13 protein-coding genes are annotated in these 25,316 nt (G+C 51.9%); 2 read left to right on the forward strand and 11 right to left on the reverse strand.

Annotation, left to right across the window (positions count from 1 at the left end; genetic code table 11):
- Positions 1-689: 689 nt before the first annotated feature.
- Positions 690-3,215, forward strand: coding sequence for a septation ring formation regulator EzrA (locus EJQ19_RS05490; RefSeq protein ID WP_126140187.1), 2,526 nt, complete (start codon positions 690-692; stop codon positions 3,213-3,215).
- Between the two features lie 53 nt (positions 3,216-3,268).
- Here the strand turns inward: EJQ19_RS05490 and EJQ19_RS05495 are convergent, their stop codons facing one another.
- From EJQ19_RS05495 to EJQ19_RS05510, 4 genes are read right to left on the reverse strand one after another with little or no spacing between them, the layout of a single operon-like run.
- The gene (locus EJQ19_RS05495; RefSeq protein WP_126140188.1) at positions 3,269-4,126 is read right to left on the reverse strand and encodes an MBL fold metallo-hydrolase; all 858 of its coding nucleotides are present in this window, start codon (positions 4,124-4,126) and stop codon (positions 3,269-3,271) included.
- 26 nt (positions 4,127-4,152) lie between these two features.
- Positions 4,153-5,793 (reverse strand): type 2 periplasmic-binding domain-containing protein, encoded by a 1,641-nt coding sequence (locus EJQ19_RS05500; protein WP_126140189.1) that lies wholly within the window; start codon positions 5,791-5,793, stop codon positions 4,153-4,155.
- Between the two features lie 28 nt (positions 5,794-5,821).
- Complete coding sequence (locus EJQ19_RS05505; RefSeq protein WP_206438375.1) at positions 5,822-6,703, reverse strand: carbohydrate ABC transporter permease; 882 nt, start codon at positions 6,701-6,703, stop codon at positions 5,822-5,824.
- A gap of 33 nt (positions 6,704-6,736) precedes the next feature.
- Entirely contained in the window at positions 6,737-7,684 is a 948-nt protein-coding gene (locus tag EJQ19_RS05510) for an ABC transporter permease (RefSeq protein WP_126140191.1), read from the reverse strand.
- 276 nt (positions 7,685-7,960) lie between these two features.
- On the opposite strand from EJQ19_RS05510, the gene EJQ19_RS05515 reads away from it, so the two are divergent.
- Positions 7,961-10,252, forward strand: a complete 2,292-nt coding sequence (locus EJQ19_RS05515; RefSeq protein WP_126140192.1) for a helix-turn-helix transcriptional regulator — start codon at positions 7,961-7,963, stop codon at positions 10,250-10,252.
- Here EJQ19_RS05515 and EJQ19_RS05520 read toward each other — a convergent pair.
- From EJQ19_RS05520 to EJQ19_RS05550, 7 genes are all read right to left on the reverse strand, one after another.
- Positions 10,249-11,817, reverse strand: a complete 1,569-nt coding sequence (locus EJQ19_RS05520; RefSeq protein ID WP_126140193.1) for a glycoside hydrolase family 43 protein — start codon at positions 11,815-11,817, stop codon at positions 10,249-10,251. The two genes, EJQ19_RS05515 and EJQ19_RS05520, sit on opposite strands and share 4 nt — an antisense overlap.
- A gap of 76 nt (positions 11,818-11,893) precedes the next feature.
- Positions 11,894-13,252, reverse strand: coding sequence for an ABC transporter substrate-binding protein (locus EJQ19_RS05525; RefSeq protein ID WP_126140194.1), 1,359 nt, complete (start codon positions 13,250-13,252; stop codon positions 11,894-11,896).
- A gap of 76 nt (positions 13,253-13,328) precedes the next feature.
- Complete coding sequence (locus tag EJQ19_RS05530; RefSeq protein WP_126140195.1) at positions 13,329-14,168, reverse strand: carbohydrate ABC transporter permease; 840 nt, start codon at positions 14,166-14,168, stop codon at positions 13,329-13,331.
- Positions 14,161-15,105 (reverse strand): carbohydrate ABC transporter permease, encoded by a 945-nt coding sequence (locus tag EJQ19_RS05535; RefSeq protein WP_206438367.1) that lies wholly within the window; start codon positions 15,103-15,105, stop codon positions 14,161-14,163. The genes EJQ19_RS05530 and EJQ19_RS05535 overlap by 8 nt, the downstream gene beginning before the upstream one ends.
- A 138-nt stretch (positions 15,106-15,243) precedes the next feature.
- A complete protein-coding gene (locus tag EJQ19_RS05540; RefSeq protein WP_126140196.1) occupies positions 15,244-16,515 on the reverse strand; it encodes a response regulator in 1,272 nt (423 codons plus the stop codon).
- Positions 16,516-16,519: 4 nt separating this feature from the next.
- Positions 16,520-18,310, reverse strand: coding sequence for a sensor histidine kinase (locus EJQ19_RS05545; RefSeq protein WP_126140197.1), 1,791 nt, complete (start codon positions 18,308-18,310; stop codon positions 16,520-16,522).
- Between the two features lie 103 nt (positions 18,311-18,413).
- Entirely contained in the window at positions 18,414-25,019 is a 6,606-nt protein-coding gene (locus EJQ19_RS05550; protein WP_126140198.1) for a pectinesterase family protein, read from the reverse strand.
- Positions 25,020-25,316: the final 297 nt, after the last annotated feature.

Genomic DNA, 25,316 nt, shown 5'->3' on the forward strand with positions numbered 1-25,316 from the left:
TTAACAAGTAATCGCAACTGTCACCCCTGAACCATGCAACAGGTGCTGCTACCACCATTATAACTTGTACGTACAAGTTAATCTACCATTTTCAAGTAAATATTCTCCTTCCAAATCAATCAGAAAAACCGCCAAGGAAATTCCCCTAGCGGTTCTTGACGCGCACTAGCTTTGTATCAGTTTACTTTAAATCTAACGACGAGATGCTGCAGTTGTTCAGCCATTCTGGACAGGGAAGACGAAGGCCAAGTGCTGCCGAGTTGTGCTAGGTAGATCTAGCGCAAGGCTGATCCCCCTCTGGCACCCAAAGCTGCAAAAAAGCAGGAATTTCCCTCGATCCTCACCTGATTCAAGCAAATTCCTGCCAATCTGCAGGAATTTTTGGCGGGAACGCTCTTTTTGAGCGGACTCGAGGGAAAAAACTGCTTTTTCGCAGGAATTTTGCCGTAAGAGCCGTTAGTGTCAAAAATTCCCGCTTTTTTGCAGGAATTTCGTCTGTCCACCGTGTCCACCGCCCTCCTCTCCCCCCGACAGGTGCCGGAGTCGTAACGATCCAGCATCGGCGCCCTACAAAATGGACAATTGCGAGGCAATTATCGCATTACGGACGCTGACTCGGATTTTTAGATACAAATTATTCCATAGCTAGTGTTACAATAGAAGGAATCACCGAATGGAGGACGTCTGGCGTGAAAAAAGCGTTATGGTTCATTTTTGTTTTTATGACTCTTTGTGTTTCCGTGGCCCACGCGGCTGGTCTGCCCACGAAAAGCGCTTCCCACATATACGATACCGCAGGGATGATCTCGCCGGACCAGCTGCCTGCCCTGGAAAAAGCCGCTGGCGCGGGAGCATACGCCTTGTATGTGCTGACGGTGGATTCCCTGGGAAATGAAGGGGCTGACGCCTACGCCAAACGTGTCTACGAGACGTGGTCGCTTCAGGGGAATGACGTTGTCGCCCTGCTCTCGAAGGCCGAGCGCCGCATTCAGCTCTACTTTGTGAACGAGGCGCTCCAAGCCAAGCTGGATGCCCTGCCCGCGGATTACGCCGGCAGCGACTATGCCTCCCGACCGTCCATCGATCGATTCGTCGGCAAACATTTTACGCCGGCGGCGAAGAACGGCGACTTTGGGAAGGGGCTTGTGCAGCTCATCACGGAGCTGAACGGTTTCGCTGCGCCGCAAGCGCAGGAAGCGCCAGCCGCCGCAGGCGCTGCAACCGCACCGCAACCCACCGCACCAGCGGCGCCAACCGCGCAAAATGAGCGCTCTGGCGAGACGACCCTCACCTTCCCCAGCGCACCGCAACGGGAAAGCGCCGATGCTGCTGCTTTGGCGCTGAAGACGGTCATCCTGATCGTCGTGAGTTGCGTCCTCTTGTTCGCTCTCTTCCTGGCCGGGCGCTATTATTATTGTGTCTTTCTGAAGCGCAAGGGACGCGCAGCGAGTGAGAAAATCTGGCTCGAGCTCACGAAATCGCAGGAGAAGCTGAAGCCGCTCCTCGACATTTACAACGGTCCGGCAACAAAACAAAATCTGTTCCCGTTAGCCAGCCTCATCGAGGAAACGATTCAAGCTGTGCAAATGCTGTTCCAGTCCATTCAAAACCAGCCCATTCTGATTTTCTCCGGCGCAAGTAAAAGAGAACTGGATACACTGCTTGAGCGCGTGGATACGAGCCGTCAGGAATCTTGCGGGATTGCCGAACAGGCGGATGAGCTGGTGCGATTAGATCAGACGAACAGCCAGGAAGTCAAGGACGTGCAGAACCTGCTTGCCGCACTGACGGAACGCGTGAAGGAGACAGCCAGCCAATATCCGACGTCTTTCCGAAGAATAAAAGAAGAAATACTGGCGAATAGCCAAAAGGCGGAAGCCGTGTATACCCAGCAGCTTACCGACTTAGTCGATGCAGCGGCCTTGCTTCGCCCGCAGCGCGAGCAAACGGCCGAGCACCACAAGCTGCTCGACGAGCTGCCGAATCTGCTTGCCATGCTCAGCGAAGGACCGAGCAAAATCCAGACCACAGAAGCTACAATCACAGCGGAACTCGAAAAGCATGGGCTGCGGTTAGTGGAATGGAATCCCTATGAGAAAACAGCGTATGCACTGGATTCGCATAAGAGACTAAGCCGCGCACTGGAGCAAGGAGACTTGCGCGAAGCCAACAATTGCGCGAATGCCATTCGAGCGGCACTCGCCGAAGCCGTTCAGATGATTGCGCAGCGACTGGAGCTTCGTGCTGCCGTCCAGAAGCAAATGGCGTGGGCGGGGGAATTTATCGTGACGTTCGACGTGAACGTGAAAGCTTGCCAAACGGCTCTCCACACGATGCAGAACCAATTCGCCCCTTCTGACTGGTCCGTCATGCGGGAGCGGTACACAGCGGTCGCCGAAGCGTTCATTCAAATTACGGGCTCCGCCGAAATGATAAAAAAAGCATGGGCTGAGCAAAGCTACGCCTTTGCGCATCAGTTGCTAAACAAAATGGAACAGCTGTCCGCATCAGCAGAGTCCACTTTGCAAGAAGCCTTACAGATTTATACCCGATCTATGGAAAGACTGAAAGAAATTCGTTCCGAGGCCTCGAGTAAATGGAGCCACTATCAGAAAGCGGTCACGCTCCAAAATCGTAATGCCATCGCGATCCCTCGCCAGCTTGCCCAGCTGGATGATACCATTCGCCGTCAGAAAGCGAAACTGGATGATCTGCTGTCACATCCGCTGATCCCGCTTCATGAGCTGGATGCCTTGCACGTTTCCTTCTCCGGGAACGTCGCCAGCTTCGTCGATGAAGTCGAGCGCATCGTCAAGGAGAAACAGCAGGCCGAGCGGCGCATTCGCGAAATCCGCGATCGCTACAACTCCGTCTATGCCCGAACGAGAAGCCGGCGCATCTCAGGAAGCCATGGCCGAAACTACCAGGCCCAAATGGGAGAGATTGACCGGCTCTTTATGCTGGGAATGTATGCGGAAGCCGTCAATCATCTCCGCGATGCCGATCATGCGATTGATGGAATGCAGCGTGAATACGATGAGATTATTCGGGAGGAGCATCGCCGGCAAGAGGAAGAAAGACGCCGACAGGAAGATGAGCGCAGACGGCAAGAGGAGGAACGCCAGCGGCAATCGTCCAGCAGCTCAAGCAGTTCGTGGAGTTCCTCTTCGGATAGCTCCTCTTCGAACGGTTCTACCGGCGGGGATAATTGGTAGCATCACCGCCAAATACCAAAAGGCACTCCTTCGAAAAGGAGTGCCTTTTGGTTTTACACGTCCAATCCATCCCAAGCCACGGTAATCGGGCATGGGAAGTTCTGCTCCTGGAACCACCCTACGAGATCCGCATGCGTAGAGGTAAAGTGGTTAATATGCGTCAGATAAATGCGCGTGCCCTCATGCAGCGTCCCTTGCTCCAGCAGCTTGCGGAACAGTTCCATGCAGGAGTAGGCGTCCAAATGACCGTTCGGATGAAGTCCACGCCCGCCGGTAAGCCCGAAGGTGCATTCGCTAATCAGCACATCCAGCACAACGTTTTCCAACTGTTTGAGTGTCTCCGGAAAATACCAGCCTGTATCTACGCCATAATAAAGCTTCTGACCATCTTGCTTTCGAATCAGATAATTGGCGCAGTGCTCTCCCATATTGCCCAGGTGGTTGCCCCGAAGGGGCGTCACGTCCATCCCGGCAATGCTCACCGTTTCGTTAAACGCCAGCTTGTGGAAGGCCACAATGCCGCGCGCCTCCAAATCGGACGTCATCCCTTTCATAATCGGCCGGCTTTGTCGGTAGAAATTGACGATCTCATAGGCTTGATCGGTAAAATAAAAGTTCAGCGGCTCCTTCAATCGCTCGATCGACATATTTCTAACATTCATCATCATGTAATTAAAGTGGTCTTCATGGGTATGCGTGACCAGCACATGCTGAAGCTTGGTAAAGTCGCCAAAGTCAATCGCCTGTTGAAAAGCGTCAGCCCCCAGATCAATACAGACTCGTTCATTCATTCGAAACATCGAACGGCGGCGAATCTCCGCTCCTCCCTTCAGGCGCGCATGGCTGCAAACTGAACAGGAGCAGAACGGATTCGGTATGCCCTCGGCTGCACTTGTGCCGTAAAATTTCATCGTGTAGACCTCTCTCCCACAGCGGATTATTTCTTCTGATTCCAGCGGTCATACGCCGTTTGATAAATTGCCAAATATTTATCCAGCTGCATTTTGTTCAACGTGCTCACATACTTATCCCACTCGCTGAGTGGCTTCGCACCCGTAATGAATTTAATGACTTGCTCATCCGTAAACGCTTTAATATCCGTCGCGTAAGAGCTCAGTTCGATATTCTCTTTCTCGGTGAAGTTCGGAATCATCAATTTCTCATCCGGCACCAGATTAGGACGAATCACATCTTTATTGGCGATCATTTCCGGCAGAACCGCTGCGCTTTGGTCAACTTTTTGCGTAACCCGCTGCGGAATGCCGCCGCCTTGGAAAATGGTATATTCGGAAAGCGCCTCATCCACCGTAAGCCCTTTCGGATTGTGGGCAAATTCATCCTTCAATTTATAGAAACCGTCGCTGCCGATGGTGTACGTCACGCCTTCAATCCCAAGCCGAGCCAAGGCCGTTCCCTCTTCGCTCAGGAAGTAATCTCCCCAGCGCAGCGTAGCGGCAGGGTTCGGATTTTTGCTTGTGATGACAAAGGAGCCTGTATCCCGCACTTTAGGGCTGATGCCTGTCCAGTAGACAGGGCCGTCAATCGCTTTTATAACCGGGTTCTGGACGTAATTGCTGCGATTTTTGCCCATCCATAGATTGTTGTTGCCTTTGGCGACGTAGCCGACTCTTTCACTATCAATTTTCGCGACTTCCTGATTCATATTCTGCGAGAAGATTTCCTTATCAATCAGATCTTCCTGCCATAGCTTATTGAAGAAGGTGAGCATGTCTTTGAAGGTATTGTCGGCTGCGATATAACGAACTTTGCCGTTCTTATCGACATCCATGTAAGGCGCGATGATGCCGGAATTGCCGCCGAAGCCCCAGCTGCCATAGAACGATCGGAAAAATTCGTCGCCGCTGCTGCCGCTGCCTTCTTTATATCCGGACATCGGCACTTCATCCGCTTTGCCGTTCCCGTTCGGATCCTTCTCCTTAAATGCTTTCAACACTTGGTAAAATTCGTCCATGGTCGTCGGCATTTTGAGCCCCAGCGTGTCCAGCCATTTTTTGTTCAGCCAGGAGGAGCTGATCCGTCCATCGGCTTCACTAATATTCGGAAGCGAGTAGATATGGCCATCCGCCGAAGTAATCGCTTTGCGAATGCCGTCATTGTCTTTCATCAGCGCAGAGAGATTCGGCGCATAGCCGGCTTCAATCAAAGGGTCCAACGGGATAATCTGCCCCGCCGCGGCATAGGACGTAATTAACTGCGGCGATAAATTCGCCCGCATCACAAAATCCGGAAGATCATTGGAAGCAAACAAGAGATTGCGCCGCTCCTCAAACGAATTCTGCGGGACGGTATCCCACGTGATCTTGACGTTTGATTTCGCTTCATAGCTTTTCAAGCCTTTGTGCTCGTTCCAATCCTTGACCAGTTCATACTTCGAGACCAGCCCCTTCAGTTGGACAGGCTCCTTGGCGATCGGCATTCCGGTTTTAGTAATATTGGCTGCGGCGTCTTTGGCGCCCGGGGCTGCCGATTCTGCAGGCGTATCCTTGCTGCAAGCGCTCAGTGCAGGAATGGCGGCAATCAGCATCGTGGTTGCCACTATCGTCAATGTTTTTTTCATAATAATTCGTCATCTCCCTTAATTTAGATTAACCTTTCAGCGCACCGATCATCATCCCTTTGACAAAATACTTCTGCAGGAATGGGTAGAGCAGCAGGATCGGCCCGCTGGATACGATAATGACGGCGTATTTGACGCCTTCTGCCACGAGGAATTTGCTCGTATCCATCTCAATCGAATCCATCATCACGTTATCCGACTGATTCATGACTAGAATTTCCCGCAAGAAGAGCTGCAATGGATACAAGGAACGATCTTTCAAATAGATCATTGCTTCGAAATACGAATTCCAATGATAGACTGCATAGAAGAGCACCAGCACAGCCATAATGGGCGCGCTAAGCGGCAGGACAATATAGAAAAACGATTTGATATTGCTGCATCCGTCCATATATGCCGACTCGTAGATCTGCTCATTGATGTTCGTTTCCAGAAACGTTCTGGCTACGATCATATTATAGACGCTGATCGCCGAGGGCAGAATTAACGCCCACATCGAGTTGTACATCCCAAGACTCTTCACCAGCAAATACATCGGCACGATGCCGCTGCTGAAAAACATCGTGATCGTGATAAAAATCATCATCCCTCGACGCCATGGAAAATTTCGGCGCGACAGCGGATACGCCCCCATCATGGTCAGCGTAATATTGACGAAGGTGCCGATGACCGTATACAGCACCGTATTGCGATAGCCGGTCCAGATCTCGGCATTCATAAATACCCGACGATAGGCTTCAAGATTGAAGCCCTTGGGAAACAGCCCGATCTGGCCGTTGATGACCAGCTTGGGATCGCTGAACGAGGCATTCACCACATAGAGCAACGGGTACAGGACAATTAATACAAGAAGTCCGATCAGGACATAAGTCATCAGCAGGAAAATGCGATCCCCGTAAGATTCTTTCATTCCGCGAGAAGCTGCCTCCACGCTCATTCCTCCTTAGAACAGGCTGCTGCTGCTGTATCGTTTGGCAATCTTGTTGGCCGCGAGCAGCAGCATGATGTTGATCACATTGTTAAACAGCCCGACAGCGGTCGAGAAGCCATAGTCCATATTTATCAGCCCTACTTTATAGGCATACGTGGAAATGACCTCCGATCTTTCCAGGTTCAGACTGTTCTGCATGAGCAGGATTCGCTCGTAGCTGAGGGTCATCATTTTCCCCATTTGCAAAATAAATTGAATAATAATCACAGGCATGATACAGGGCAGATTCACATGGATAATACGCTTCCACCGGCTGGCCCCATCGATCTGGGCCGATTCATTCAGCTGCGGATCGACGGCAGCCAAGGCCGCGATAAAGATAATGGAATTCCAACCGCTGTTCCGCCAAATATCAGAGCCTATATAGACCCCGGGAAAGTACCCCGGACTGTTCAAGAAAGGAAGCGGAGAAAGTCCGATCATCTCCAGCAGGTGATTCAGATACCCGTTCTCGCCGCCGAGAAACAAATTAATGATGCCGACGAAGACGACGGTCGAGATAAAATAAGGGGCGTACGTAATCGTCTGAAACGTCTTCTTCCATCTTTCGCTTCGCATCTCATTGAACATGAGCGCAAGGATAATCGGGATGGGAAAGCTGATCAGCGTTTTAAACAGATTGATCAGAAGCGTATTATTGAGAATGCGTATGAATTGAAAAGAATGAAACAGCTTGTCAAAGTTGTCAAAGCCGATCCACGGACTGCCCATAATCCCCAGTGCGGGGTTGAATCGTTTGAATGCCAGCTGCACGCCATACATCGGTGCGTAGCAGAAGATGAGAAAGTACAAGATGACCGGGATGACAAAAATCAAATAGTCCCAGTGGCCTCGCATCCGGGGCCTCTTTACTTTCGCTCCCGCGACAGGTATGCTTGCAGCTTTCGTTTTCGCAGCCATATGACAGGCCTCCTTCGTGTTGCCGTCAGAATCGCGATTCGGCGCCTGAATCGTTGTCCTCTGGCTCCGATTATAAGGAATGCGGCGAAGGTTCAACAACAAGCGATCTTTGCCTTTTCGCTGCAAAAGTTGAGATTCGTGCTAAGGGGATACCCTGCAATTTTTTCAGTCACCCGGCTTTTTTTGCTACTTGCCCCAAAAGAATTGATCTCATGGCGAAATCTGCGTATACTCTTGAAGACATAAAGATCTATTTCCGCATGGGATGTGTTGACAGTGAGGAAAGCGCTTCAGTCCAAGCTCTATCGAAAATTTCTTCTAAGGCACCTTCTGATTCTGGCCGTAACCGGTCTTTTATTGTTATGCACCAATATCATTTCGCTCTCGAATACGTACCATCGGCTGACGGAAAGTACGCATCGCTCGATGGCGCATATGACGGATCTCCTGGATACGCGTATCGTCGACCTGCAAAAATTGACCTTAACCTTGTCGCGGGACACCAAACTGCTTCCCTATCAATTGCAGGAACAATTGCAATATCCGTATGAAATTGCCAATGAGCTTGTAAAGCTTAAAGCGCTGTCTGCTGATCTCGATTCGATTGGCTTGTTTTATCGGAACACGGCCTACCCTTCTCTTAAAAATATGATTTTTACCGATACCGGCATTTACACACCGGAAAGCTACAGCCGGCTCGTCAGCGAAGGCCGGATCGCGTCGGAAGTTCTGTCGCAGCAGTTAGAGCAGTTACGTGCGCCAATGCTGATTTCCTCGCTGACCAACGAAGATCAGCATAACGCCAAAGAACAAGTTCTGCTGCTCCTGGTTCCGCTTGACAACACCCCGTATTCCAGCGGGATTATGATTTATAAGCTGAACTATGCCGCGCTGTTAAGCAACTTCCAGACGACGATCGACAGCGGCAGCAGTCTTATGGTTTTTGACCAACATCAGACCCCGATCTTCTATATAAAAGGAAACGCCGATCTTGGCTGGGACCAGCTTGCCCTTGCCGCCCAGCATGCGAACTTGCGCATCCCCGGCTACCTGCTCCTGCAGGAAACGTCGGAGAAGCAGAAATTTCTTGTCGTGAATGCTATGCGGCGCCACGTCTATTTCCATGAATACTACTCGGCACTCACCGTCTCCGTCAGCATCTTCCTGGTCTCGCTTACATTGGGACTCATGCTTTGCTTTCGGGCGGCCCGCAAGAGCTATCAACCGATTCAGGAGCTGTCCAGCCGCTTTCCTGCCTTGTCGTCCGACAAAGCGTTGGCGGGTGAAAGCAATGAATTGGAGCAGCTCACGCAATATATTGAGCAGATGCGGGATGAAAGCATCCATTTATCGAACAAGATGCATAATCAGGAGGTACTCACGAGGAACCAGCTGCTTCTGGCTTTATTGATGGGGAAGCTGAATGTCGACAATACGACGCAAAATAATCGGAGCACGCTCCAGAAGTTATTCGGCTCCAGGCCGACAAGCAGCGTGCTGGTCATTATTTTTGACGATTACAACGCCAAATTAAGCAAAGAGCCACTGAGCGAGCAGTGGCTGATGAAATATGCGATATGCAATGTATTGGAAAATTTATCGGGGGAGCATGGGGTCAATTATGCCCTTGATCTGGCCATTGATAATGGCATCGTGGGCATCGTGTCGTGGAATAAAGAGTTTGCGGATCAATGGGAAGCCCGCAGCCGCGCCTTTGCCGAGCAGATCGTCGCCTTCATGCAGCGGCATTTCTCTCTATCGATATCCTGTACGGTCGGCGAGCCTCAGCCTTCGAATGATTTGCATCAATCGTTCAGTTCCGCCACAGCGCTGGCGGAGTACCGGATTTTCGCCGGCAAGCAGTCGATCATTACGCCCGCAGACTTGTCCCAGCAAAAAATGGCGAATACCGACACGGACAAGCGTCACATTTCGGATTTGGCCGAAGCGCTCCACGTGGCGGTCCGCTCCAAAAACGCCGAGAAGCTGGAAGCGCTCATCGAGGAACTGGAAGTGCAGTTTACCAAACTGGAAGATGCGCAGACGTTCCGTCTTACGCTGCAGAAAATCATTTTCACCTTAAATGAACTCGTGAACAATATCCCGCTCTCCCATCGCGAAGCGATTAAATACAAGCTGGATGCGCTGACCGAGTATCAGTCCAACACCGTGGCGGAAGCGTGCGCGACCCTGCTCGACGCCGCGAGCAGCATCCAGGAAAGCTTAGGCGAAGATGCCACTAATAATCGTCTCTATCATGCGATGCTCGAGTACGTTGGCGAGAATTACATGGACTACAATCTCAGCCTTTCTACCGTCGCTGAGGCGTTGTCCTTGACGCCTTCCTACGTCACGCGCTATTTTAAAACAAAAAACGGACTGCCCTTCATGCAATACGTCTCGAAAATTCGAATTGAGAAAGCCAAGGAACTGCTGGAAAGCAGCCAGCTTGCCATTAAGGACATCACCGCGCAGGTCGGGTTTGTCGACGAAAATAACTTTTCGCGCGCTTTCCGCAAGCGAGAAGGGGTGTCTCCGAGCCAGTATCGGTCGGTTCACTCACGTTAAGGGGATACGATTTGCGATACACGAAACCAATCAACATCTGCGAAACCGCCACCGCTGCCCAGGCAGAAGATCCCTGCCTTCGCGCCAACCCACTTCCCTTCGCTGGCGATCCAAGGCTCAGATGTGATCACGGAATGAAACTCCGTTTCATCGAAGCTATAGCTGTACACGCAGCTGGCATCCTCTCTAATCTCCACGCGGAGACAGAGAGGAGCTTCTGCCTTCAGCTGAGTTGACCACAATTCCTCTTCTCCTTGCTCGTTGCCTGAACCGAGAAATAAAACAAGCAGCCCCTCCTCCGTGCAGCGCAAACCGAGATAACAATAACGGTATCCGAACACCAGCAATCCCGCTGTATCCCCTTTCGTAAGCCCAGATGGGTCGATGGCTATCGTGATCCTCGAAGAAGGAGCAACCATTTTCTGAAGCAGCAAATTTGGCGCATCGTATAGGCCGCTCCTCCCTTCGCCTTGCGGAACGGCAAACAAACGCAGCCAGCTCGCTCTCGCTTCCAGACTGTACCACGCGCGTTCCGGATTGGCCTGCCACTGCCACTGTAGACCGAGCACAGCGCCGTCAAATTCATCCGATGACGCCGGAACCTCAACCGGATAGGCTCGCCCAACATTGGGCTTCCGGTAATGGACTACGGGCTCTCCAATCTCATGCCCTTCTCGCCTAACCCCCATCAGCGGCCAATCGTCGACCCAATGTACGGGTTGCAGATGCACAACACGTCCGAACGCGCCTTTGTCCTGAAAATGAACAAACCACGACTCGCCGGACTCCAATTCCACTAGGCCGCCCTGATGCGGGCCGTTAATCTCTGTCTCTCCTTGGTGCAGGACAATCTTATCCTCATACGGCCCCCAAATATCGCGGGAACGAAACACCGTCTGCCACCCCGTTGCAACCCCGCCAGCCGGAGCAAAAATATAATAATAGCCATTGCGCTTGTACAGCTTAGGCCCTTCCAACGTCGGATGGTTTTCCGTTCCATCGTAGACAAGTTGGCTCTCGTCCAGCAGATGCCGTCCGTCCGGGGACATTCTGCACAGCCGAAGCTTATGCTTGATGCCGGCGCGACTATTCGCATAAGCATGGATCAAGTAGGCCTGGCCGTCCTCATCCCAGAACGGGCACGTGTCGATAAGCCCCCGCCCTTCCTTGACCAGATGTAAGGGCGCCCACGGTCCGGCAGGATGATCTGCCGTCGTCATCATAATGCCGACATCGGGATCGCCGTAAAATATCCAATATTTTCCCCCGTGATAGCGAAGGCTTGGCGCCCAGACACCGTTCCCGTGCTGCGGTTTATCATAGCCATCCAAGTCCATTCTTGGAATAGCATGGTTAATAAGCCTCCAATTCACCAAATCACGTGAATGCAGAATCGGCAGCCCGGGAATATGACCAAAGCTGGAGGCTGTCATGTAAAAATCTTCCCCAACCCGAATGACATCGGGATCGGAATAGTCTGCATGCAGGATCGGATTCAGATATGTGCCGTCGCCTTGATCCGAAATCCATGGCGCGTCTTCCAAGAAACGATCTGAGGTATTCATATAACTGATCTCCTTCGCAAGTTGAAATAAACGGCTCCGCGCGCTACTTCCTCCACGCCGAGCCGCTTTACCTGTCTTATTTTTTAGCAGCGTAGGCCGCTTTTTCCTTTTCCAGCTGCTTCGCCCACTCGTCCAGCAGTTCCTTCGCTGTCATTTTCTTCGCCATCACCTTTTGAATCAGCGGTTCCATCGTTTTCTGCACATTGTTGTAGCCCGGCAAATAGTATGGATTTTTGCTGAATTTGGTGTCCTTGGATGTCAGCAAATCGGCAGCGGATTTCATATACGGAATTTCCTGAACCCACGAATCTTTGGCTGCATCGTTATTGGCCGGAATTTCACCGTATAGTTTGCCATACTGGCTGTTAATGTCCTTGGACAGATAGAAGGTCATAAATTTCCATACCGCATCTTTGTCTTTGGATGTTTTCGACATCGTCAGACCGAGCGCCGCCAACCCCGGATGAATGCGTTCCCCTTTATCGTTTTTCGGGAACGGCAGCGCCATAAATTTGCTGCGATCTCCATTAAAGGCTTTCTCATGCGAGCTTGCAGAGCCCAGATTGTGCACCACGATGCCTGCTTTGCCCGATTGGAACGTAGCTGCCAGTTCTGTCCAGCCTTTATTCAAGTCATCCTCAGGCGTGTAGACATTGTATGCACCCAGATATTTCTCAACAAACTCCACGTTTTTAGGATCGTTGATCGTCGCTTTGCCATCTGCCGTAAAGTAATCCGAAATACCCGAGTACGTATACATCAGAGCCTCAAGCGTATTTGCGCTGCCGGCACCGCCGCGAATGCTTAGGGCGTATCTATCCTTCGACTTGTCTGTCAGCTTAGGCAGCGCATCGAAAAATTGGCTCCAGGTATCCGGAAGCTGGAGATTGGCTTCTTTAAACCAATCCGGCCGTACCCACAGATTCCAGGTTTGCGAGCTATAAGGGAGCGCATACAGCTTCCCTTCTTTCTGATCGAGCAACCGGTTGCTTTGCAGCGCCCCCGCAGAGATCGAGGCTTTTCCATCCCACTTATTAAAATAATCATCCAGCGGCTCGTACGCTCCCCGAGCAATATAATCCGCTTTAAAATCATTGGTAATGTCCGGCGCTTGTCCCGCCGCAATCGCAACGTCCAGTTTTTGTTCATAGGCGCTCAAATCGCCTGGCACACCCAAATAATCCACGTGGATGTTCGGATTCTGCTCCTCAAATTTTTTCACAATTCCCTCGAAGAATGCGTTTCTTTCCGGCGTTACCGCAGCAGCCCAGAACGTAATCGTCGTTTTCTTGCCGCTAGGCGCAGCGCTGGAAGCGTTGGCAGCACTTGATGCCCCTGGCGTGCTGGAACTTCCGCTTCCGCTACCGTTGGAACATCCGGTAACGGTAAGCGCAGCAGCCAATGTCAGCAAAGTCGTCAATCGAGAAATTTTCATTGCAAAGACCTCCCATGATTTTTATCATCTTGCCTATATGGTTTGAAAATGCCCTCTCGGGCACTAAAACACCTCGTTAGCCTTTTACCGAGCCGCCAGCCAAGCCCTGAATGAGAAAACGCTGGATATACATGAAGAGCAGGATCGGTGGAATCAATCCAATAATACTCCCAGCAGCAAGCGAGCCATACTCCACGCTGTATTCTCCGATAAGAAACTTTAAACCGATCGGAATGGTAAAGTTTTTGGCCGATGTGATGAAGGAAAAGGCGACAAGGAACTCATTCCAGCAGCCAATGAAGGCAAAAGCGGCCGTCGCCACAATACCGGGAAGCACAACCGGCGTAATGATCGTAAAGATGATGCGCAAGCGGCCTGCACCATCCACCATCGCCGCCTCGTCGATTTCTTTGGGAACGCCGGAGACGAAACCTTTCATAAGCAGCGTATTGAACGCGACCTGCGAGACAATGTAGAACAAAATAATCGCGTAAGGCGTATTGATAAGCCCCATATTTTTAAAGATTAAAAACAGGGGAATGACGAACAAGATCACCGGCAGCATCTGCGTACTCAGCAGAATCAGCATAAACCCGCTTTTGCCATAAAATTTGAACCGGCTTAGCGCGTAGCCATTGGCCATCGACAGCAGCGAAATGAAAACGATCGCGACGAAGCTAATGTACAAGCTATTCAGAAAATAGGTTGAAAAGTGGTTGACGCTCCATACTTTTACGAAATTATCAAAAGTAAGCGGATTCGGCCAATAATGCACGGTTGAGCTAATAATATCATTTTCCCGTTTTAACGATGTCGACACCGCCCATAAGAAAGGCAGCAGGACAAACAATAGTGTCACGGTCATGGGAAGATGGAACAATGTTAGGGAAGATAGCGTCTTTTTAAGCTTAGTCATCCTGTTCACTCCTGCTCAGCCTCAGATACACAAGAACAAAGATCATCAAGAAAATGAAGGTGATTACGCCAATGGCGGAACCGTATCCATAATTTCCTTTTAGAATCGCTGTCTGCATCATATAAATCGGAAGCGTTGTGGTCATATTCATCGGGCCGCCATTCGTCATGGTGAAAATCATGTCAATGGAATTGAACTCCCAGATGGCCCTCAGCAGCGTTGCAAAAATGATGCTTTCCTTCAGGTAAGGAAGCGTGATATAGAAAAGCTTTTTGACTTTTCCGCAGCCGTCAACTTCGCAAGATTCATACACGTCGTTAGGAATCGACTGAAGTGAAGCAAGCAAGGTTACGGCAAAAAACGGAATGCCTCGCCATAGCTCTGCGACAATAACGGAACCGAATACCGTCTTCGTATTCGCCAGCCAGGCGATGTCTTCATGGATCAAGCCGATCTTCTTGAGCAGATCGTTGATGACACCGATGTGCTGGTTGTACATCAGCGACCACAGCATCGTCGTCAGCACGCCCGAGACGGCCCAAGGCACGAGAACGAGAGAGCGCACCAGGCCTCTGAGACGGAAGCTTTGGTTCAGCAGCAAGGCGACAATCAGACCGAGCACAAGCTGCAGCACCACTTCAATGAGGACCCATTTGGCGGTCACCCACACCGTGCCAAAAAACAGATCATCCTCAAATAGAATACGTTTGAAGTTGAGGAGTCCCGCGAATCCGAATTCTTGCGGCCTCGTGAGGTCATAGTTTTGCACACTCAATTCAAAAACTCTGAGAATCGGATAAAACATAATGACGGCAATCAGAATCAGCGTTGGAGCGATCAATATGTAGGGCAATGTACGATCACTATTAAACCTTCTTCTCTTTGTCTGCATGGTACGTATGGATTCACTTGTTGTGAGATGCTGGCGCATCTTCATATGATCACCTCCTTTATTATCATAAGAGAGATCGCTTTGTATCTAAATAAGATATCTTGCAAAGATTGTTTGTTTTTTTAAAAAGAAAAAACCGGCTCCGTCGTCTCCACGAACGTAAGCCGGTCTTGTTCTTCACCTCTACTTGCGATGCTGCTGCCTGTACTCCATAGGCGTTAATCCCGTATATTTCTTGAATAATGCGCTGAAATATTGGGTGTTGGGGTAGCCGATGCTCTCCGCGATCTCGTACGCTTTTAGGTCTGTATGCACGAGAAGCTCCATCGCCTTGTCCATGCGCACGCGAATGACGTACTCGCTGAAATTGATGTCGTTATATTTTTTGAACAGCGTGCTGACATAGGACGGCGTAATATGAACCGTTTCCGCCACTTCCTTGAGATCCAGATTTTCGTTGTGGAAGTGCGCTGCAATATAATCCGTTACTTTTTTTAAAATCGCTTGATGGGAGTTGTTCGAATGCTTGACTTGCTCGTAGAAAATGATCCCCTGCTCATTCGCCATGCCCTTCATCTGCGAAGCAATCAAGGCTTCCTCGTAAGAGAAAGGAATGTGCTTGATCCCTTCGCCGGGGCTGCCGATCCCGATTTGCACCTTGATTTTCAAAAACTGTTCAATCGCGCTCAGCACCGCCAGGGAAATGCGCTTCGCTTCCACTCTAAACCTTTCAGCGTCAGTCAGCCCCAAATTAAATAACAGATTAATCCGATGATTATAGTGAACGACCTGCGCTTGACACTCGCCGTTCACTTGAAGCGCAAGCACTTCGGTGCACACATTTTTGATGGAAAAAAGCAGCAGCTCCAAGTCCTCCGATTTATTCGGCTTGAGAAAACGCTCAACGCCGTCCATGCGAATCGCCGCAGCCCCGAACAAGCTGCCGCAGAACGAGATATCGAGCAGCTTGCTGTCGCGTTCCACCGTCGCTTCATTGCCGGCCCCTGAGATCAGATCGCTGTAAAACTTGTTTACCATCAGCCCGTGGCCTTTGCGATCCTTCTCCACCACCGCTCTTTCTTCCTCCAGCTTATCGCAAGCCTGCCGAACGGCCTTCAACACTTTCGCGTTATCTTCATATTTTAAAATATAGTCAAACGCCTGCAGACCAATCGCCTGCTTGGCGTAGGAAAAATCGTCGTAGCCCGTCAAGAAGACTACTTTGGTATCCAGACCGTGCGCTTTCACCAAGCCCGCGAGCTGAAGCCCATCCATAAAGGGCATGCGGATGTCGGAAAGCAAAATATCCGGCTTCGCCTGCTGTATCAAATCCCACGCCTCTTGACCATCTTTGGCGGCTCCAACAACTCGAATACCGCCTTCCTCCCACGGAATGCTGCGTCTCATTCCCTCTCGGATCCATTCATCGTCATCCGCGATAAGCAGCTTATACATGCAGCTAGACCTCCTCCATTGTGATCGGGATTGACACGCTGACCATCGTATACTCCCCTTCTCGGCTTTCCAGTCTCAATCCGAAGCCATCGCCGAATTGAAGCACGAGCCGTTTGTGCACGTTGCGAAGCCCGAACGTCACAGGAACTTCCTCAACCGTCGGGGATTGGATGGAGGCTTGGATCTGGACCAATCTTTCCTTCGACATGCCCGCCCCATCATCGAATACCTCCAGTACGGCGAGTCGCCCTTGTCGGCTTCCCGTAATGCGAATGAGGACGCGACCGTGCTTGTTTTTGGCGCCGTGATAGATCGCATTCTCGACAATGGGCTGCAAGGTGAGCTTCATAATCGGCAAGTCGAGCAGCCCTTCTTCGATGTCTATTTCGAACTCGAAATCGGTGCTGTAGCGGATATGCTGAATGAGCAAGTAATTTCGAACATGCTCGATTTCCTCGCGCACTGAGATCACTTCTCTTCCTTTGCTGATGCCGATGCGGAAGAATTGCGTGAGCGCGCTCACCATGGTAGAAGCCTTCTCTTTCTCCCCCAAGTCCACCAAATGCTTAATTGAGCCCAGCGTATTGTACAGAAAATGCGGCTGGATTTGCGCTTGCAAAGCCAGTAACTCGATCTGTCTTTTTTGCTCCTGCTCGTCTTTCACTTTATCCAGCAGATCGCGAACCGACTCCACCAGACTCTCCAAACCTTGCGCCAGCACCCCGATTTCATTTTGCTCGTTGAGCCTAAAACTCACGTTCAAATCGCCTTTGCCGACCCGTTTCACCTGCTTGGACAGAAAACGGATGGGATTGGACAAGCTGCTGGCCACAAGCGTCGCCACCACGCCGAACACCAGCAGAATGATGACTACGATGTACAAGGTGATCGTTTTAATCTGGGAGGCATTGCTCAATATATCGCTTTCCGGCACAATGGCGGCCAGCTTCCAATGATTAAGCGATAAGGTTGTGTAACGGATCATCATGGGACGATCAGATTGGCTGACTTCCCTCAGGCTCCCCTGCGCATCGGCGCTATGCCGAATCTCATTCATGACCTTGTCACTGATAACATAAGGGGACTGCAGATCCTTCGAGTACATAACACCGTCCGGGCTGATTAAGGCAAGCACGCCATTCGGACTTACTTTCACATTCAGCAAAATGTTGCGAATATACGACTCCCGCATATTAATCAGCGCCACACCGCTCACAGCGGATTCCTGACTGCCGATCATTTTAAACAGACTGACGACATTGCGGGTTTCGACGGTATCAAACACTTCGTCCACGTGCCGGTTCAACCAATAATAGCCCGCTTGACTATCGCGGTTCGAGTACCGGGCCATCCAGTCGCTCAGATTGATCCCGACATGCTTGGGAACAAAGTCCTTCTGCAAATTAAACGAGCGTCCATTGTTAAAAGCGACATAAATCGAATCGATGATTTGAAAATGATTCTGATACGCTTCTTCAAATTGCCGGCGAAGATCGATCAGATCGTCGTACCGACGCTGATCCACCGCTTGGCCCTTGTTCTCCATAATATTGCGAAACGCACTGTTGTTCTCAATCAACACCAACTGCTCGAATACCGTATAAAATTTATCATTGATAAATCCCCCTGTCTGCTCCACGGTATCATTCAGCAAATAATAAGCATTCTTCTCCAACTGTTTGACGGCGGATAAATACGATAACAGACCGGTCAGCACAACGGAGAGAATCAGGATAGGCACAAAATAGATCAGCAGTTTGATGCGAATCGGGCTTCTCGATAGAAATGCGTACATGCGCCGTCCCCCGAATACATGATTTTCTTCATCTTAACAAATGCAGATACCGCATGACTATAGCAAAGCGAGCCCGATGACCTGCATCGGACTCACCTGCCTATTATTCAGTTAACATTTTTCTCGCGATGGCGGCAAGATCCACAATATCCAGAACATGATCGCCGTTCACGTCGTAGCGCCCGTACAGGCTCCAGCCCGCATTCCCGCTCGTCATGCCGTAATGGGCGGAAATGATCGCCAGGTCGCCAATACTTGCCTTCGGATTGCTCGCTTGCCGGAAAACCTGCAGCGCCGCATCCAGTTGCGCGACGGCCTGATCGACAGCGGATTGATCCGCATTCGGATTGTTAGCGACCGTCTGCGCGCTGGCAATCGCGGAGCTGAGCGCCGTCGCTGCGCTCTGGGCATATTGCCCCCAGCGATCGCCAATCGAAGCGGCAGCCAGCGTTGCTTGCGCATCCGTCACTTTCGCCAGGAGCGCTGCCTTCGTAGACAAGCCGCCCAGCAGCTCCATCGCCGTCTGCAAGTTGCTTGCGGCAGCATCGACTTGCGCTTGGGTAGCCTTGCCATCGCCATAGATCAGGTTGGCGGCGCCCAGATACGTTTGCAGCAGCGCCCAGGAAGAAGGCGTGTAGCTGGCCGTTTGCAAAGCGCCGGCCGCGGCGAGGGTGCTTGCCAGCGCTGTCTTGTTAATAGCGATCGCCACTGCGGACAACGTCGGAGGCAGCTCCGTTTCTGCCCCTAGGCTGTCAGAGCTAATCACCTTGCTTAAATAAATAACGGTGCCGACGTTCCCTGGCTGTTCGAACCCGATCGCTTTCCAGGTCAGCGCGAGCAAATCGCCATTCGTGCTCACGCCTGTGCCCAAACTAGCCGCCAATACTCTCACTTTGCCAGTGGGATCGTTGTCAGCGACCACGGAAAGTCCGGGCAAGAGCGCCTCTGCCGAAACAAATTGCAAGAGCCCCGGATCGTACTGGAAGGTGAGATCCTGCGCATAAACAGCCGAAGACACGCCGGATAAACCGTTTAAGCCGTAGTGAATCGTCAGGTTATGTCCGACCTCACCGGCGGTATGCTCCGTTAGCGTCGCCAGCGGCGTACCTGCCGTGCCGCTTGCGACGATGGCGACGGCTTCGCTGGAATTTCCACTTTCACCGCCGCTGCCGACAGCCGTGACGACATAGTAATACGAATTGGCGAGTAAACCGGTATCCAAATACGTATTGCCTGTGACATTGGAAGCGATGGTCAGATACCCGCTTCCGCTGGCCGTACTCCGTTTCACTTGATAGTACTCGGCGCCAGGCACAGCGTCCCAAGCGACAAATACGCGCGCATTGCCGGCGAGCGCCGATACGTTGGCCGGCGCATTCGGACGCTGCGTCGTTTCCGGCGCCACAATGGTGATCGCGCTTTGGCTAATCCCCGGGTCCAATTGGAATGGCGTCAGCGCTGCATTGTAATTCGTGTCTCGCAGCACAATGCCGCTGGCACTGCCGACCAAATGGATGAAGGTTGCGATGCCAGGCGGACAATACACGTTCTTCATCTCAAAACCGACTGTATGATTGAGCGTATACACGGCTCCGGACGCAGGCGTGATCTTGACGTTCGTTAACTTCACATTAGACACGTAATCGGATTCCCAGCCTTTTTGCGCCCGGATTTCGACGTTTTGCAGATCGAGGTCACGGACAGGCACATTAGGCAGAGCTTCCACATACACCGCTTGTACGGCCCCGTCGACAAACACATTGCGAATATGAATGTTTTTGAACTCCGGCACGCGGTAATCGACGCCAACTTGCGCCTTATCCAGAACAGCGTCGTGCCCTTTGTAGAAATCGCCGATATTAATCGCGGTATCCAGCAGATTTTGCATGTGAATGCCGTCAATGTAGAGGTTTTCCACGGCACCGCCGCCGCCTACATAGCTTTTGAAATTCAAACCGTTATCCGTGCCGATGTACTGATTGTTGCGTACCGCCATATTCTTGATGCCGCCGGACGTATTGCTGCCGATGGACAAGCCGCCGTGTCCGCGGAATACGATATTATCGGCAATCACGACATTCGATAACGCATTCGTCGGGCTGGGATCGTTGCTGGATTTCATGCCGATGGCATCGTCTCCGGCATTGACCGTGTTATGGTACATCACAACATTCTGGGAGGACGTGACGTCCAGGCCATCTCCGTTTTGCATCCACCATTCATTATTGACGGTCGTGTTGCGAATCACCACGAATTGGCTGCTTGTGATGCTGGAAGCAAACTGCGGCGAGTTCATAAATGTAGGTCCGTCAATCAGCACATTCGAGCTGTTGTTAATATCAATCATCAGCGGACGGCCGACATCGACAGCCTGCTGCGACGGATACCATTGGCTTCCGTCCGCGCTCAGCACGCCGCCCAGCGACAACAGATACGCCCATTGGGAGGCGGTCGTCTTGGATTTCTTGATGTAGCGCCAGTACTGGCCGTTGCCGTCAATGGCTCCGCTGCCCGTGATCGCCACATTCGTGAGTCCTGTCCCTGTCAGCATGGACTGATATCTTGTCGAGCCCGGTGTGTAGTCGCTGTAATCGGGACTGAATAAAATCTTGGCACCAGCCTCCAAATGGAGATTGATATTGCTTTTCAATTGAATCGGCCCTGTCAGCCAGACGCCTGCCGGCACGACTACCCGGCCACCGCCAGCGCTGGATGCAGCGGCAATCGCATTCTTAAAGGCGGTTGTATTCTTCGTGACGCCATCGCCTACTGCGCCATAGTTCTGAATATTGTAATCCCGATCCGGGTATGCATAGAGATTGAACGAAGGCATCGCGAACGGCAGATTGGTCAAATACCCCGCAAGATCGTCCCCGCCCGAAACTGCGCTGACATCGCTTAAGGCTTGAACCGTGATGTCCGTAGACACCGGAATGCTCGTTCCCGTCAACACACCTTGCAGCGAGAAGCTGCCTGGCGCTGCGTATTGCTGCGGGCTGACAGCTCCCCAGGTCACGTTGCGCGCTCCTGTCATTTGATCCGTGTAATTCACCGGCACCAGGGTAGGCAGATACGGCGCAATCCCCGCAATCGTGTAGAGATGAAGGGCCGGCACATTCGCAACGACTTGGCCTGGCAGTGGGGTTGTATTGATTACGTGAATCGGATACGCAATGCTGCCGCCATTCGCCAGAAGGAACGTCAGCGTGGTCGTTCCGATCGGCAGCTGCGCCAGATACGTTTTGCTGATCGTGTACGTATTGCCGTCAAGCGTATAGTCCTTGGCAACGATCAACTGATAATTTCCGTTAGCAAGGCCGGTCACGTTGTCCCCCGCCAGCTTCACCGTTACGCTAATATCCGCCTGATTTGCAGCATTCCGATCAAAAGTCGCGGAATTAGCGGCATAGAATTCATTCGAAAGCGCGCTTTCCCCCAGCTCATTGCTAGCTGTGACCGCATAATAATACGCGGTTTCTCCCGTGATGCCGGTATCCGCATACGCCGCTATCGTCAGGCCCGTGGCGACTTGCGTATAAGGCCCTCCGGAGGAAGTGCTTCGGTAAACCGCGTAGCTTTGCGCGCCGGCTGTGACATTCCACGTTAATTGAAATCCTGAGGATCCCATCGCTGCCGTTAGCCCGGTTGGAGCCGCCGGTTTGGCCTGCTGCGGCTTCTGCGGCACAATGCCGAATAACGTCGGGTCCCAGCCGTCTGTCCCTTGCAGGACATTCTGCACGGTGTACACATTGGCCTCGTCGGCGATCAGTTGGCTGGACCATTTGTACCGGCCTTTGGCATTCGCTCCGGGACCGGACGTGTTGTACTCTCCGTAGGAGGCTGTCGCTTCATTGGCTGCGCTCCCCCAGTTATCCCAGCCGACCGCTTTGATATGCGCATCCATCCAGGTATTGATATATTTCACATTGGCATACGGCCGCCAAGGTCTGCCCAAGTCCACGCTGCCACCGGTCGCGGCCAGATTGGCATCTGTATCCCAAGAGGCATCCCACGTACCGACGGTTACGGCATTTTTCATCGCCGATGTGCCTCTCGTCAGTTTCGAGTTTCTGAACACATAGCCATAGCTGCTGGCTTGGTCCGTGGACGCCGCCGTCGTATGTCCGCCGGCATTGCCGACAAATTTCAGTTCCGAGTTATCGAACAGGACTGTCGCATTGCCGAATACGTAGTCGACGTCGCCCTCGATGATAACATGGTCATAGTACTCCCTGCCGGAGTTGGCATACACGGTGTCCTGGAAACCCAGCACTTTGACATTGCGGAAAATGGCTTTGTCGCCGGTCACGTACAAGGCAACCGCAGGTGCTACGACCGATCTTGGAAAAGACGTATTGCGAATGGTCACATTCTCGGTCGACACGTTTGCGGCCGAAACCGCCATCGTATAACTGAGGCTTGTGCCCAATACATTGGTGCCCGCAGGCAATCCTGCACACGACGTGGAAGTAGCTGTCGGGTTATTCACGATCGAAGTCGAGACCGGCTTGCAGGAATAATCGTCATACGTAATGACCGTGCCGTCCCTGCTTTCGCCAACGAGGCTGACATTCGGCTTATTGACATTCAATTTCTCGTAGTATTCGCCATCCTTGATAAAAATGACGGTTCTGACCGTATTCGAAGCCGAAATCGCATTAACGGCCGCTTGAATGGTGCTGAAATCTCCCGTGCCGTCTTTGGCGACAATCAGGCTGTGCGCCGGCGTTGCGATGATCGGCGTGCCGAAGGGACTCTCTCCGTTTGCATTCACAGCCGTCACCGCGTAGTAATATTTGGTGCCGTTCAATGCGGCAGTATCCGCGTATTGCCGCGCTGTTACGTTGGCAAGGGTTGTGTAAGGGCCGGTGAAGGAAGTCGCTCTTTTGACATTATACGACACGGCTCCATTCACGGCGCTCCAGGACAAGCCCACTTCATTCTCCCCTGCGGTGCCCGTGACACCCGACGGAATGGCAGGAGCACCTTGCGGTGCATTCATCGGAAAAGCGACAACCTGCTCCGAGTTCAGGCTTTCCTTCTGTCCGTTCGATGCTGACACGACATAAAAATAAGCAGTTCCGTTCACGGCCGTTGTGTCCGTAAAGGCCAGCGACGCCAGGTTACTTGCAATCGCAGCATAGGACTTGCCCGAAGCCGTACTCCGTTTCACCGAATACGAGACAGCGCCCGGCACGGCATTCCAGGTAAGTGCTACTTGATTATTTCCCGGGACGGCCGCCAGATTGGACGGTCTGTCGAAGGGAGCCGCAGGCGTGATCTGCAGGGGGACGGAATTCGCACTGACGCCGCCCACGTTCTTGGATTGGACGGCATACGCATACGTGGTTCCATTCGTTAGCCCTCCGTCCGTGAAGCTTGTCGCTGTGAGACCGCTGGCAACCGCGGTATAATTCGCCCCGCCGTCCGCGCTTCTCAGCACATTATAACTTTCCGCTCCTTGAACACTGTTCCAAGCCACATTAACTTGACTGTCCCTCGCCGTTCCCTGAAGTCCTACAGGAGCAGTCGGAGGATCCGGCGTATATACAGGCGTCACGCTGGCTTGGAAAGAGTCGGGGCTTTCGCCATCCCCGGTCACTGCGCTTACGACATAATAGTAAGGAGTGTCGTTCACCAGACTGGCGTCAGTGTAGCTGTTAGAGGCCACATTGGCGACAACCTGATAAGGCCCACCGGACACCGCGCTCCGCTTGACGTTATACGAACTGGCTCCGGCCACGGCTGTCCAGCCGATGGTAGCCTTTGTATTCCCTGCAACCGTATAGAGGCCGACAGGCGTTGCCGACGACAGCGAGTTCGGAAACACGGTATTGCCGAATGCATCGACAATTTTGACTTCGCTGAAATCAACCGTTCCATAGTCCACTCCAAGACCAATGAAGACGCTGCCGGTGCCGAAAACTGCATTGTTGCTGTCTGTGTAGGTATACAGTGCGGTCCCTGACGTTGTTCCATTGCCATAGGTGACGCCGTCGTTCGAAATATAAGCGGCATATGTACTATTCTTGGATACTGGATCTGTGCTTTTGACCAGTTTCAAATATACCGCTTTATCCGCTGTCGCCAGATCGCTCTGAGTGATCGGATAACCGGCGAGTTGCTTGGTCTCGCTGACCGCCGTAGCCACATTGTTCGCCGTCGTAGGTGAGATCACATGGTTCTGCCAGGCATACACATAGTTGCTGTTCTTCAGATTCGAACCGCTGAGTTCTGTCGCTTGCTTCGGCTGAAAAACGAGCGAAAGCGACGGGGATATCGAGCTGGCGTCGGCATTGCTGGCGTCAATCGATTTTTTAATGAACAGCAGCGCCTTATTCTGATAGCTCAGCGAGCCTCCCCCTGCCGTATCGCTGGCATTCGCCGGTTGATTCTTAAAACTCTTGACTCTGGCGGTAACCGTAAAATCGCCGGTCATCGAGGTGTAGGCGGCATACATCGTGTCGCCCTCATTCTGTAATTTTCCGTTGCTTGTTCTTACGGAAATCATAGCGTTCGCATAGTTGGCATCCGAATTCGCCAGACTGGGACACGCCGCAGCCGCACATTTAATCGCGAACGAGCTCCAGTATTGCGGCAGCGTGCCGGCGGCGCTGACGCCCACCGCACCAATCGGCAATGCCAGCGATAGCAGAAGAAGTGCGGTCATCATTTTGCCTACGAACTGGCGATAACGCAATATACTCATATTCGTGGATTCCCTCCTTTTAACGTTACTGATTAGATAGCTACCGAATGCTGCTTGACCTCACAACATCGCGGCCAGGTCGGTACAGGAGAAAGCTGTAACGGATGCCACAGCGCTTATTGTCCCGAAAAGCCGGGCAATATGGATGCTAACGGTCGCCACAGCGCTTATTTAGATAAAATCTGGTGACATCGGGCCCATTTCGTACAAATAGGCTCTATGGCAACCGTTACGGTTTAAAACTAACGATTTTCGGCTGAATAGCCGCTGTGGCGCCCGTTAGCGCCAGCAACGTAC

Origin of the sequence: Paenibacillus whitsoniae, from assembly GCF_003955665.1 — a bacterium.
Taxonomy (GTDB): Bacteria; Bacillota; Bacilli; order Paenibacillales; family NBRC-103111; genus Paenibacillus_E; species Paenibacillus_E whitsoniae.

What these genes read in the sequence shown, in the direction of transcription:
- EJQ19_RS05495 (WP_126140188.1), bottom strand. Translation starts at nt 4,126, where the DNA reads ATGAAATTTTACGGCACAAGTGCAGCCGAGGGCATACCGAATCCGTTC.
- EJQ19_RS05500 (WP_126140189.1), bottom strand. Translation starts at nt 5,793, where the DNA reads ATGAAAAAAACATTGACGATAGTGGCAACCACGATGCTGATTGCCGCC.
- EJQ19_RS05505 (WP_206438375.1), bottom strand. Translation starts at nt 6,703, where the DNA reads ATGAAAGAATCTTACGGGGATCGCATTTTCCTGCTGATGACTTATGTC.
- EJQ19_RS05510 (WP_126140191.1), bottom strand. Translation starts at nt 7,684, where the DNA reads ATGGCTGCGAAAACGAAAGCTGCAAGCATACCTGTCGCGGGAGCGAAA.
- EJQ19_RS05520 (WP_126140193.1), bottom strand. Translation starts at nt 11,817, where the DNA reads ATGAATACCTCAGATCGTTTCTTGGAAGACGCGCCATGGATTTCGGAT.
- EJQ19_RS05525 (WP_126140194.1), bottom strand. Translation starts at nt 13,252, where the DNA reads ATGAAAATTTCTCGATTGACGACTTTGCTGACATTGGCTGCTGCGCTT.
- EJQ19_RS05530 (WP_126140195.1), bottom strand. Translation starts at nt 14,168, where the DNA reads ATGACTAAGCTTAAAAAGACGCTATCTTCCCTAACATTGTTCCATCTT.
- EJQ19_RS05535 (WP_206438367.1), bottom strand. Translation starts at nt 15,105, where the DNA reads ATGAAGATGCGCCAGCATCTCACAACAAGTGAATCCATACGTACCATG.
- EJQ19_RS05540 (WP_126140196.1), bottom strand. Translation starts at nt 16,515, where the DNA reads ATGTATAAGCTGCTTATCGCGGATGACGATGAATGGATCCGAGAGGGA.
- EJQ19_RS05545 (WP_126140197.1), bottom strand. Translation starts at nt 18,310, where the DNA reads ATGTACGCATTTCTATCGAGAAGCCCGATTCGCATCAAACTGCTGATC.
- EJQ19_RS05550 (WP_126140198.1), bottom strand. Translation starts at nt 25,019, where the DNA reads ATGAGTATATTGCGTTATCGCCAGTTCGTAGGCAAAATGATGACCGCA.